The sequence below is a fragment of the Bacteroides sp. AM23-12 genome (assembly GCF_003434395.1).
GTDB lineage: Bacteria > Bacteroidota > Bacteroidia > Bacteroidales > Bacteroidaceae > Bacteroides > Bacteroides thetaiotaomicron.
This window is the reverse complement of the sequence record NZ_QTLF01000004.1, coordinates 273,554-286,048: the sequence shown is the minus strand read 5'-3', so window position 1 is coordinate 286,048 and position 12,495 is coordinate 273,554. Positions and strand designations below refer to the sequence as shown.

Sequence of the window (12,495 nt, the reverse complement as noted above, 5' to 3'; positions counted from 1 at the left end):
CATTGATGATTTCAACGATAATCATGTCTGCCTGACCGATTTTTAGTATTTTTGGCGATTGTAAGTAAGCGATTCAAAGTCTTATCAGATTGTATTACGGATTATGATAAAAAGAAGATGGACGAAATGCTTCATTATTACGAATGTAAAGGCAGTAAAATAATTAGTTTGAATGACCTATTATGGCAACAGAAAATAAAATAAAGTATTTTGAAAATCGGGAAGACTGGAGAAAGTGGCTGATGGACAACTTTGAAACCGAAGACGAAATTTGGTTTGTATTTCCTCTTAAATCGTCAGGTGAAAAAAGTATTGCATACAACGATGCTGTTGAAGAAGCCCTTTGTTTCGAATGGATTGACAGTACGATAAAACCGCTTGATAAAGAACATAGAATTCAGCGTTTCACGCCTAGAAAACCTAAAAGTACATACTCGCAAGCCAACAAAGAAAGACTTAAATGGTTATTGGCAAATAAAATGATACACCCTGAATTTGAAGATAAAATACGCACAGTTTTATCTGACCCTTTTATTTTTCCCAATGACATAATGGACAGATTGAAAGAAGATGAAATAGCATGGAGAAACTACCGGCATTTTTCCGACGCATATAAGCGTATCCGAATTGCATACATTGAAGCAGCAAGGAAGCGACCGGAAGAATTTGAAAAGCGATTAAACAACTTTATCTGTAAAGTGAAAGAGAATAAGATGATAACCGGATTTGGCGGAATAGAGAAATATTATTGAGATTGTCCGAATCTTTATGGAAGAATATCCTTATAGTCTGATGGAAGCGATGGAGCATCATTAGTAGTAAATCACTAAAAACTTTTCTTTCCCTTTTAGTAGTTTGCCTGTTTGAGTTGTATTATATATAGATAGTCAATAAAAGTCAAAGTAATCAACTTATTAAACAGTTAACCTTATGTTCAAACAACTAAGTACTTCTCTACTGATTGCATCAGCATGTATTTTGTCCTCTTGCACGCCTACGGTGAAGCAGGAGATTGCAATTTTACCTACCCCCGTTAGTCTGACGGAACAGTCGGGTGCTTTCGTCTTAAAGGATGGAATGAAAATCGGCGTTTCCGATCAGTCCTTATTTCCGGCTGCCGGATATTTGCAGGATATTCTTCGGAATGTGGTGTCTACTTCTGTAGAGGTGACCGAAGCCGATAAGGCGGATATCTATCTCCAGCTAGGGCAGGATAATGGAAAGCCCGGCTCTTACAAACTTCAGGCTACCCCCAAGTCTGTTCAGGTTGAAGCCGGAGATTATTCGGGTATCGTTTCCGCCATTGCCAGCCTCCACCAACTGCTGCCTGCCGGAATAGAAGTGCAGGGAACGAAACAGACTTTCTCCATTCCTGCCGTGCAAATAGAGGACTCGCCGCGCTTTGAATGGCGTGGTTTTATGCTGGATGCTTCCCGTCACTTCTGGAATAAAGATGAAGTGAAACATGTGCTGGATCTGATGTCCTTATATAAACTGAATAAGTTCCACTGGCATCTGACGGATGATCAGGGATGGCGGATCGAAATCGAGAAATATCCGTTGCTGACGGAAAAAGGAGCGTGGCGTAAATTTAACAAGCACGACCGTGGTTGTATGGAGCGTGCGGTAGAAGAGGACAATACCGACTTCCTGATTCCGGAAAACAAAATACGGATTGTAGAAGGAGATACTCTGTATGGTGGTTACTATACGCACGAAGATATTAAAGAAATTGTAGATTATGCTGCACAGAGAGGTATTGATGTGATTCCGGAAATAGATATGCCGGGACATTTCCTGGCTGCTATCACCCAATACCCGGATCTCGCTTGTGACGGACTGATCGGCTGGGGAGAAACATTCTCTTCTCCTATTTGTCCGGGAAAGGATACGACGCTGGAATTCTGTCAGGATGTCTTTAAAGAGATTTTCGATCTCTTTCCTTATGAATATGTACACATGGGGGGTGACGAAGTCGAGAAAAATAACTGGAAAAAGTGCCCCCGTTGCCAGAAGCGAATCCGCACGGAAGGACTTAAATCGGTAGAAGATTTGCAGGCATGGTTTGTGCGTGATATGGAGAAATTCTTCCTTGCCAATGGAAAGAAGTTGATAGGCTGGGATGAAGTTGTTGCCGACGGACTGACTTCGGATGCTGCTATTACCTGGTGGAGAAGTTGGTCGAAAGAGGCAGTGCCTATGGCCACTTCGCAAGGACAAAGAGTGATTGCCTGCCCGAATGAATATTTCTATTTTGATTATGCACAGGATAAAAACTCCGTGAAGAAGATATTGGCATACGATCCGTATGCAGACGACCGCTTGTCACCCGAACAGAAAGAATGTTTCTGGGGCGTGCAGGCTAATCTCTGGGCAGAATGGATTCCGTCTATGAAACGTATCGAATATCTGATACTTCCCCGTATGGTGGCGTTGAGTGAAATAGCCTGGGTGCAGCCGGAGGCGAAACCGGATCTGAAAGAGTTCTATCGTCAGCTTGTTCCGCATTTCAAGCGGATGGATATCCTTGGATTGAACTACCGGGTACCCGATCTGGAAGGATTCTACAAAGTGAATGCTTTCCTTGATGAGGCTTCGGTTGATCTGACTTGTCCGTTGCCGGGCATTGAAGTCCGTTATACTACTGACGGAAGTATGCCGACTAAGCAATCCACTCTTTATGAAGGAAATCTGAAAGTGACGGAAACGACAGATTTTACTTTCCGCACTTTCCGTCCCGACGGTACTCCATCGGATGTAGCACGTACCCGATACGTCAAAGCTCCTTATGCGGAGGCAACTGCTGCTCCGGCTTCTTTGAATTCCGGACTGAAAGCCGTATGGCATAAATTCCGTGGTAATCTTTGTGCGGATATCGATGCGGCTCCCGTGAATGGTGAGTATGTCGTAGAATCCGTTTCTATCCCCGAAGAGGTGAAAGGAGATATCGGCCTGATAATCACGGGTTACCTGGAAGTACCTGCCGATGGCATCTATACATTTGCTCTTCTTTCGGACGACGGCAGTACGCTGAAACTGGACGGCGAATTACTGGGAGATAATGACGGAGCACACTCACCGGTAGAGATTATAGTACAGAAGGCCTTGAAAGCCGGACTGCACCCGATAGAAGTACGCTACTTCGATTGCAATGGCGGAGTTTTGCAGATGGAATTAGTCAATGAAAAGGGTGAGAAAGAAGTGCTTCCTAAAGAATGGCTGAAACATGAATAAACAGATCTCCTGAAGATTTTTTATTAGGTATTAATATAGATGAGGTAATTCTTGTTGAAATATCCCTATAAATGGGTATTTCCCAAATCAAAAGTTCTTCTCAACTTTGCAGAGTGAATAAAACGCCACTATGCAATATTTGAAAGAAGACATACAGGAAAAAATCCTCCACATAGCCGAAGAAGTATTCTCCGAAAAAGGATATAAGGATGCTTCCATGCGCGAAATTGCTTCCCGAACAGGGATTACAGTCAGCAACATCTATCATTATTTCACCAATAAGGATGAGATATTCCGCACGATTCTGAAACCTGTGCTGAATGATTTGTATGCCAAGATATATAGTCATGATGCCAATCAGATGTCCATAGAGGTTTTTACGAATTCGGACTATCAGCAGGAATCCGTGCAGGAATATATCGATTTGGTTTCCGAACACCGTGCCCGGTTGCGTATGTTACTTTTCCAGGCACAGGGATCATCCCTGGAAAACTTCCGTTCGGAGTATACCGATGCGATGACACGTACTATCTTTGTCTTTTTTCAGGGGATGAAGCAGAAGTACCCGCACCTGAATATAGGTATCACCGATTTCTTTATTCATCTCAATACGGTATGGCTGTTTGCCTTGCTCGAAGAACTGGTGCTGCACCACGTGAAGAAAGAAGAAATGCAGAAATTTATAGCAGAATATATAGCCTTTGAAACGGCAGGTTGGAAGGAGCTCATGAATGTATGAGCTCCTTCTTTTTTTGAACGATTCAGAGGAATGTTCTTTTTTAAAAATCAGATATATATAAATGAAAAGGTATGAAAGAAAAACAGAGAAAGAAAAGTGGTGTGAGTCGCTTGTTTGAGATAGCAGGTGAGAAGAAAGGCTTACTGATGCTTGCCGGGGTACTTTCGGCGGTCAGTGCCTTGTGTATGCTGGTGCCTTATTGGTCGGTATATGAAGTGCTGAAAGAGCTTTTGTTGCATGGCAGCAAGATAAGCGAGTTGGATAGCAGTGTGCTTATACACTGGGGATGGGTGGCATTTGTCGGTCTGGTGGCAGGACTGCTTTTACTGTATGGAGCATTGATGGCATCGCATGTGGCGGCGTTCCGTATTCTCTACGGGTTGCGCATTCGTCTGTCCGGGCATATCGGACGCCTTTCGCTGGGATACCTGAACGGTACTTCCACCGGAGCGATCAAGAAGACTATGGAACAGAATGTGGAGAAGATAGAGAATTTTGTGGCGCATACCATTCCCGATCTGGTCAATGTGCTGGCAACCATTGTGCTGATGTTTATCATCTTCTTCTCCCTGAACGGGTGGATGGCGGCTATTTGTGTGGTCTGCATCGTTTGTAGTATCGGTTTGCAGTTTATGAACTTCTTTGGGAAAAAAGCCAAAGAGTTTACGAAAATCTATTATGATACGCAGGAGCGTATGAGTGCTTCAGCTGTCCAGTATGTGAGAGGAATGCCCGTGGTGAAGATATTTGGTCAGAGTGTGCGCTCGTTCCGCCAGTTTAATAGTGAGATAGAGGCCTATAAGAGTTATGCTTTAAGAGTCTGCGACACCTACCAGCCCGGTATGATTGCTTTTACTGTATTGCTGAATTCGCTGATAACCTTCATTTTGCCCGTAGGTCTGTTGCTTCTGAGCAGAGAGACGCAGAATATTGGTCTGGCGGCAGTTTATCTCTTCTTTATTATTATGGGGCCCGGCGTGGTTTCTCCTATCTATAAACTGATGTATCTCGGTTCAAGTACGAACGAGATTGACGAGGGAGTGAAACGAATCGACCGCATATTTGATGAACAGGTACTTCCCGAAACTGCGGTTTCGCATTTGCCCGCTTCCTATGATATCGAGTTTCGTCACGTATCGTTTGCCTACGAAAACAAGGCGGAGACTACCCGTACCGAAGCGCTGAAAGACATCTCTTTTACTGCGCCACAGGGAGCGATTACTGCGCTGGTCGGTCCGTCAGGTTCCGGAAAGTCTACGGTAGCCAACCTGATTCCGCGCTTTTGGGATGTCAGTGAAGGGGAGATCTGCATTGGCGGAATTAATATAAAAGAGATAGCGACCGAGGATTTGATGAATCTCGTTTCCTTTGTTTTTCAGGACAGCTTTCTCTTCTTTGATACGCTCTATGAGAATATTCGGGTCGGTAATACGTCTGCTACCCGTGAACAGGTGATCGAAGCTGCCCGTGCGGCTCAATGTCACGATTTTATAGAGAGTCTGCCGGACGGCTATCATACGCGGATCGGTGACAAAGGAGTGTATTTGTCCGGCGGTGAGTCCCAACGGGTTTGTGTGGCAAGAGCCATTCTTAAAAATGCTCCGATTCTGGTGCTTGACGAGGCGACTGCTTTTGCCGATCCGGAGAACGAATATAAGATGCAGCAAGCCATTCAGCAACTTATCAAAAATAAAACGGTCATCATTATTGCTCACAGACTTTCGTCCATCATTTCAGCCGAACAGATACTTGTCCTGAAAGAAGGCAAGCTCGTACAAAGCGGACGTCACGAAGTGCTGAGCAAAACGGACGGTGTATATAAAAGAATGTGGGATGCCTATACCAGCGCATTCCGTTGGCAATTAACTATCAAAAAGGAGGAAACAAAATGAATGCAATCAAGAATATTACGGTAGGACATACCGAACGTCTGCGTAAACCTGTCGGTTACACGATGCTTGCCAATCTGGTGAATATCGTTCCGTTCTGTCTTTCTATCGAAGCCATAAATGTGATTTTCCGTACGTTTGACGGTAGTGGTACACCGCTGGATACGAATCGTCTTTGGATGATTTTTGCTATATTGGTCGTGTATATGGTGGTGATGGCTTTTGCCGAACGCGCCGCCTATCGTGCCAACTTTCGCGGTGCTTATGAGATGAGTGCCGAAGGGCGTATTAATTTAGCCGAGCATCTGCGTAAATTATCCTTGGGATTCCTGTCCCGCAGAGATCCGGGGGATCTTTCTTCCATGCTGATCACTGACTTTACCATGGCGGAAACGGGAATATCCCATCACTTGCCCCAATTGATGGGAGCGTTGGTAATGCCGGTTTTTGCCTTCCTTGGCTTGCTTTGGATTGACTGGCGCATGGCGGTGGCCATGTTCGTAGCTTTACCGCTTGCGGTTGCTGTCCTGTTGCTTAGCAATATCGCCCAGCGTAAGCTGAGTGTGCGACAGATTGAAGCCAAGATTAATGCCGGAAACCGCTTGGAAGAATATCTGCAAGGCATACGGGTGATGAAAGCATATAATTTGCTGGGAGGCAAGTTCGAACGCCTGAAAATGGCTTTTAGTGATCTCCGTCGTGCCTGTATCCGGCAGGAGGCGCTTCTCGGTCCATTTATCTTATTCTCGGTCACATTGATTCGTGCCGGATTGACATTCATGATACTTTGCGGTACGTACCTGTTGATAGGAGGCGAACTTTCACTGCTCACGTTTGTCATGTTTCTGGTGGTCGGTTCCCGTGTTTTCGATCCGCTGACATCTGCCTTGACTAACTTTGCCGAGTTTCGCTACTTCTCCATCGCAGGAGGACGTATCCTTACGTTGATGAACGAACCGGAAATGAAGGGAGATCGTGATGTGCCCGAAAGCGGAGATATTACTTTTGATCATGTATCTTTCGGTTATCAGGAAAAGGAAATACTGCATGATATTTCCGTGACTCTTAGAAAAGGGACGCTCACTGCTTTGGTCGGTCCTTCCGGAAGCGGAAAGAGTACGATGCTGAAACTTTGCGCACGCTTCTATGATCCGCGTAAAGGCTCGGTTCGTTTTAACGGAATGGATATGAAAGAACTGGAGCCGGAGTCATTAATGAAACATTGTTCCATGGTTTTTCAGGATGTCTATCTGTTTCAGGATACGCTGAAGAATAATATCCGTTTCGGCAGGACAGATGCTACGGATGAAGAGATCGTAGCGGCAGCGAAAAAGGCTTGTTGTCACGAATTCATCATGCGTCTGCCCAAAGGATACGATACGATGGTAGGAGAAGGTGGCTGCACTCTTTCGGGAGGAGAAAAACAACGGATCTCCATTGCCCGTGCCATGCTGAAAGAAGCTCCGGTCGTGCTGCTGGATGAGGCTACTGCCTCTCTCGATCCGGAGAATGAAGTAGAAGTGCAGCAGGCTATCAATACCTTGATTGCGGGACGGACGGTAATCGTTATCGCTCACCGCCTCAAAACGATCCGAAATGCCGACCGGATTATTGTGCTGGAAGAAGGACGAATTGCGGAACAAGGCACTCATGATGAACTTTTGAGCCGGCCGGGGCTGTACGCCAAACTTTGGAATATACAGGAACAGACATCGGGATGGAAACTATAAAAACGGCTCATCAGAGATAAAACGAAAAGGTCCGGCTTTCACAAGCCGGGCCTTTTGTTTACTAGAATTTATGCTATTTACACTTATTCTGTAATATTGAATACATTATATGGTTTTTTTAAACTAACAACCAAATGTGAGAATGCGGGAGAATCACTTCGGCCGATTCCAATGTTTTCAATGTGGCTACGTAATTTTTAATTATGACTAATTAATTCAATTCTGATATTGCAAAGATAGGGGCTTTGACGATTTCCTGCAATCACCTGAAATGGGTATTCTTGGGCGGGTTACTAGCAATATATAGTGGGTCTGAATCTTTTATTCCGGAACATTTGCAGAGTTTCCTGTCAACCTGTTCAGATGACATACCAGTAGTTTTCCTTCATTATCTCTCAAATGCATACCATTGCCTTGACAATAACGGAAGTATTTGCATCGGGCGCACTCGTCTTTTTTCATCCATGAACGGTCGCGATAAGGCTGGAATTTCGTTTGCCATATTTCCCAAAAATCATCCTGATAGATATTTCCTTGATGGTAGTTGGAGCGGATGCTGCTACAGGCACTGATAGAACCGTCAATCAAAACGGAGCCGACTGATATTCCGGCACTACAGAAGAAAGGAGTATTCCGTACTTCACCTTCATAGTTACCCAGGAAACCTTCGCAGCCGTAACTCGCACGGATAATTCCTTCCTTTCGGGTGTCACGGATGAAGTCGAGTACTTGTTTCAGTTCTTCTCCGTTCATACGGAATTCCGGTTCTTCGGCGGCTCGTCCTACCGGAAAGATGGTAGATACTCTCCATCGTTTGACTCCGAGACTGATAAGTAACTCTTTCATAGCCGGCAACTGTGGCAGGCTACGGCGGGTGACACAGGTAATGACGTCGAATGTCAGTTCAGGGATAGCTGTGATTTCCCGTATGGCATTTACGGCACAATCGAAACTTTCGGGATGTCGTCGCATCCAGTTGTGTACATCCTTCAGTCCGTCAAGGCTGATGGATATACTACGCATACCGCTGCGGATCAGGTTGTGAAGCCGTTCGCGTGTGAGACACAGGCCGTTGCATACCATGCCCCACGGGTATCCCCGTCGGGATATTTCTTTGCCGCAAGTTTCCAAATCTTCACGTACGGTTGGCTCTCCACCGGAGATAATGACGAATACATCGTGCGGATTGGTATGTGTTGCTATGCTGTCCAGTACTTTTAGAAAATCCTGCAGAGGCATATCCGGAGTAGCGGGAGAGGACTTGCAGTCACTGCCACAATGGCGGCAACGTACATTACATCGTAAGGTGCATTCCCAAAAAAGCTGTCTGAGCGGATGTTCTTCCACTCTTTCGTGTTTCATCCGGCGAAATATTTCTAAAGCCAGCCATCGGCGGGGAGTAAGGGGGATGATACGTTTCATTCTTCTTCTTTTTTCTCCTCTTTAAGTAAAGTGACTTTTCCCTCTTTTCCAAGGTCTTGTATTCTAATCTTTTTTGTCTGGTATGCGCCATTCTTTTCGCCGTCTACATCTGTATACTCAAGGTACATTTCAGATTTTTTTGGAGGATACTCTTCGAATTTAAATGTATTGATTGCTATACCGCCTACCGTATAATGCTCTATTTCACGTGACTCGGTATAGGCAGTATCTGTAATTAATGAATCTTCTTGATTCATATAACTGGATACTACGCGAATACCATTAATATTTTCTTTTTCTTCATTTTGTACTTGACTGCTTATTATAATGTCAGGAGTCCAGTCGGGACCGGGACCATAATAACAAGGTTCGTCCCAGATTTCGTTATTATTGCCACATCCGGAAAAGCCTAAAGCGGCGAGCAGACTTAGTAGATATTTGTTTCTCATGTTATTAACGTGTTTAGTTCTTGTTGGGACAAAGATAATTAATCTTTGAATCGGTTGTTCTCTATTGTTCGTTTTATTTTTTGAATGAGATGATTTTAGAGATTGGGGATGATTGTATAATGGGGTATCAGGAAATACAATCTTATGGGATAAAGGAGAAAACATCTTGATTCTTTTGTGGGTAATTAAACAAAACCGTATTAAATGGGGACAGGTATTTATCCACAGGATGTGCGAATTGATATTCTCCCCTTTTCGCATATATTGGGAAAAGGTATGTGTAATAGCAAAAAGTGCAATACTTTCTGTGATATTCTTTCTTTTTGATTTGATTTAAGGTAATTTCCTGTCGTTGTATGTTGTAGAATAACCTCAAATAGCGATTCCCTGCTCTCTGAAAGGAGTTCTTCTACTCCCGGCCCGGCTCTCAGAGTGCTTCAGCACGGGGCTTATTAGCGTGAAGAGTAAGGTTAGACAAGATATAGAGTAAGTATACGGTGCATATAGTGTAAGTATACGGTGCGTATAGTGTAACTATAGCCTGCGAATAGCGTAACTATACCCTGCAAATAGCGTCAGTATCCTGAAAAGAAGGTGGAAATAGACTGTTTTTTGTCTTTTCCCTTTCTATTTCGTTCATAGACTTGAACGAAATAGTTAGAGCAGAAGGGAAGACTATTGGCTAAATTGTTCGCTTAGAGAACCGGAACGAGAAAGATGAAGGTGCAGAGTGATATCATAATTGCTATAAAACTTCGATATTGATAAATCGCTGATTGCCTAGAATCCGATAAAAATTCCGAGGGTAGAGAAGGGGCGGAATTAGCGAAACTCTGAGCATTACAAAATACAAATTGTCACTTTTGACAATTTGTATTTTGTTTCTTGGAATGAACGTTAACTATTTGCATAGCTATGTATTCCACCCAAAACATAATTCACTCCGAAATATGTCATCAGAACAGTGAGGAATGCTAGTATCATATAAATGTGGAAGAACAAAGGCTTGCGGAAAATCTGCAGACTCTGTGAATGGAATGCCACACCATATACAAGGAAAGTAATCAATGCCCAGACTTCTTTCGGGTCCCATGCCCAATAGCGTCCCCATGAAACATTTGCCCAGACTGCACCAAGAAAGATGCCTGCTCCCAGAAAGAATGTGGCAGGATAAAGCAACAGGCGGCTAAGCAGTGTCAATTGTTCTACCCGATTATCCTGTCTTTCATCCCCCCCGGTAATATGGTTTTCTGTTTCTTTTTTCCGCAGACATAGTGCCAGTATTCCATTCAGCATGATGAAAGCCAATAGAGCATAAGACATCATAATCAGTGAAACATGAATGCTAAGCCATGGAGAAACGAGCACCGGCATTAAAGGAGTGATCTGTGGATTCATTTGTCCCAAATAAGAAACTAACAGGGCAAAGCCGGAAAGCAAGAACCCGAAGGGAAGTGTGAAAGGGAAGCGACGATGGAGCAGGCAGGCCACCAGGAGTATACATAATGCCATGAATTGCATCGTTTCATAACCATTACTTAGGGGAATGCGTCCGCCGATATACCAACGGAGGCAATATCCAGCCAAATGAAATAGAAAAGCCGCATAAAGCACCACGGAAAAAGAGACTCCTGCTATATGTGAAACTGTTTTGACTTTTGGTGGAAGAGCTGTGCTCCGCAGGCAGTTGTGAAGCAGAAGCAGGAAAGACAACAGTCCAAAAGCCAGATTAACCATAAAGAGAATCTTGCTGAATGGAATACTGTTGTAGAGCAATTCAGCTTTCACTTGTATCTCGGAGAGAGGTTTCACACTGCCATCGGCAGGTAATGGCTGAATGAATGTCCCTTGCTCCAGCATGAGAATGAGTCCTACTTTCTCATCTGTCTCTTGGATGGCTTTTGCCAGTTTGCTTTGTCCCTGTTCCCGTTGCCAATGTTCCCGTAAGCGGTAAACTGATCCGTCGAATAAATCAGTGAGGCGTGCGTAAGGTGTTTTCAGGCCGAGCAACTGTTGTAGTTCTGCACTTTTTATGTATATCAGCGATTCATTTCTCCACACTTCGGGATAGAGTAACCAGCCTCCGATTACTTGTTCGGGAGTCAGTCCTTTGTAGGACGATTTGCCTGTCAGCTTCTGAACAAAGTCGCGGGCTAATGTATTGAAAGGTACTACCCGGTCGTGGTAAATCACTTGTTCGCGTGCCAGGCTATCTGCTTGTATCCGTTTGAGGGCAGGGAGTGATCTCTTTTGCGCCTGCGCTGTTCCGGCAAGGCAGAAAAGGAATAAGATGAACACTCCTCCTTTTTTCAGTAACGGATGATTCAACAAGCGACGGAACTCACCGTTTTGAGAGAACAGAAGCCAGATCATGGAGATGCCCAGCAGAATATATCCTGCATAAGTAACCCTCGTACCCCATGGATCATAATTCACCGTCAGCCAACTTCCCTGCCCGTCATCGTCGAAAGACGACTGATAGAAGCGGAAGCCTTGCGAAGTAAATATGCGGTTCATTGAAATTTGTTCATGAAAGAAAGTGTCTTTTTGTCCGGAGAGAGAGTCAGATAGTGAGACGGGAAGGGAATGACTGATATAACTGACGTAATCGGCAGGCGCTTCCGTTCCCGGATAATATACTACCCGGAAACTGTCCAGCCGCATGATAAACGGCAGTTTTATATTCTTTCCGCTTTCCGGTTCCTCGAAACTATTCATTGCTACGCCGGGGCGCAGATGTATATATCCCTTCTTGCTGCCGATAAACGTAATCATGGCCCCCACCAGGATAACGAGGAAGGAGCCATGCAACAACAATATGGGAAGCCGCCGCCATAAGGCACGCCGGATGAGAGCGGCAAGTGTTATTACGGCTATCGCTCCCCATAAACAACAAAACCAGATCGTATGATATATATTTCTTTCCACAAAGTCCGTCCCATACGCTTGCTCTACGAAGGTAGTCACAGCAAGCAATCCCACCAGACAGACATATAAAATAACAAGTAGCCTTTTCAACAGTACAATCTTTT

Annotated in this window: 8 protein-coding genes; 5 read left to right on the top strand and 3 right to left on the bottom strand. The window is 44.4% G+C overall.

Going from position 1 to position 12,495, the window contains the following annotated elements; all coding sequences use genetic code 11:
* The first annotated feature begins 182 nt into the window (after positions 1-182).
* The 5 genes from DW640_RS06495 (at position 183) to DW640_RS06475 (ending at position 7,592) form a co-directional block, all read left to right on the top strand.
* Positions 183-752: a YdeI family protein gene (locus DW640_RS06495; RefSeq protein ID WP_008765028.1), complete on the top strand. Its 570-nt coding sequence runs from the start codon at positions 183-185 to the stop codon at positions 750-752.
* Between the two features lie 178 nt (positions 753-930).
* Positions 931-3,234: a family 20 glycosylhydrolase gene (locus tag DW640_RS06490; protein WP_011107301.1), complete on the top strand. Its 2,304-nt coding sequence runs from the start codon at positions 931-933 to the stop codon at positions 3,232-3,234.
* 130 nt (positions 3,235-3,364) lie between these two features.
* The gene (locus tag DW640_RS06485; protein ID WP_011107302.1) at positions 3,365-3,973 is read left to right on the top strand and encodes a TetR/AcrR family transcriptional regulator; all 609 of its coding nucleotides are present in this window, start codon (positions 3,365-3,367) and stop codon (positions 3,971-3,973) included.
* A 71-nt stretch (positions 3,974-4,044) separates the two neighbouring features.
* Positions 4,045-5,865: an ABC transporter ATP-binding protein gene (locus DW640_RS06480; RefSeq protein ID WP_022471466.1), complete on the top strand. Its 1,821-nt coding sequence runs from the start codon at positions 4,045-4,047 to the stop codon at positions 5,863-5,865.
* Complete coding sequence (locus tag DW640_RS06475) at positions 5,862-7,592, top strand: ABC transporter ATP-binding protein (RefSeq protein WP_011107304.1); 1,731 nt, start codon at positions 5,862-5,864, stop codon at positions 7,590-7,592. Before DW640_RS06480 ends, DW640_RS06475 begins: the two co-directional genes overlap by 4 nt.
* 321 nt (positions 7,593-7,913) lie before the next feature.
* Here the strand turns inward: DW640_RS06475 and DW640_RS06470 are convergent, their stop codons facing one another.
* From DW640_RS06470 to ccsA, 3 genes are all read right to left on the bottom strand, one after another.
* Positions 7,914-9,014, bottom strand: coding sequence for a TIGR04133 family radical SAM/SPASM protein (locus DW640_RS06470; protein WP_008765031.1), 1,101 nt, complete (start codon positions 9,012-9,014; stop codon positions 7,914-7,916).
* A complete protein-coding gene (locus DW640_RS06465; protein WP_055229456.1) occupies positions 9,011-9,463 on the bottom strand; it encodes a radical SAM-associated putative lipoprotein in 453 nt (150 codons plus the stop codon). The genes DW640_RS06470 and DW640_RS06465 overlap by 4 nt, the downstream gene beginning before the upstream one ends.
* Positions 9,464-10,360: 897 nt before the next feature.
* Entirely contained in the window at positions 10,361-12,481 is a 2,121-nt protein-coding gene (gene ccsA / locus DW640_RS06460) for a cytochrome c biogenesis protein CcsA (protein WP_055229454.1), read from the bottom strand.
* Positions 12,482-12,495: the final 14 nt, after the last annotated feature.

Excerpts from the sequence above, each read along its gene's own strand:
- DW640_RS06495 (WP_008765028.1), top strand. The coding sequence starts at position 183 with ATGGCAACAGAAAATAAAATAAAGTATTTTGAAAATCGGGAAGACTGG.
- DW640_RS06490 (WP_011107301.1), top strand. The coding sequence starts at position 931 with ATGTTCAAACAACTAAGTACTTCTCTACTGATTGCATCAGCATGTATT.
- DW640_RS06485 (WP_011107302.1), top strand. The coding sequence starts at position 3,365 with ATGCAATATTTGAAAGAAGACATACAGGAAAAAATCCTCCACATAGCC.
- DW640_RS06480 (WP_022471466.1), top strand. The coding sequence starts at position 4,045 with ATGAAAGAAAAACAGAGAAAGAAAAGTGGTGTGAGTCGCTTGTTTGAG.
- DW640_RS06475 (WP_011107304.1), top strand. The coding sequence starts at position 5,862 with ATGAATGCAATCAAGAATATTACGGTAGGACATACCGAACGTCTGCGT.
- DW640_RS06470 (WP_008765031.1), bottom strand. The coding sequence starts at position 9,014 with ATGAAACGTATCATCCCCCTTACTCCCCGCCGATGGCTGGCTTTAGAA.
- DW640_RS06465 (WP_055229456.1), bottom strand. The coding sequence starts at position 9,463 with ATGAGAAACAAATATCTACTAAGTCTGCTCGCCGCTTTAGGCTTTTCC.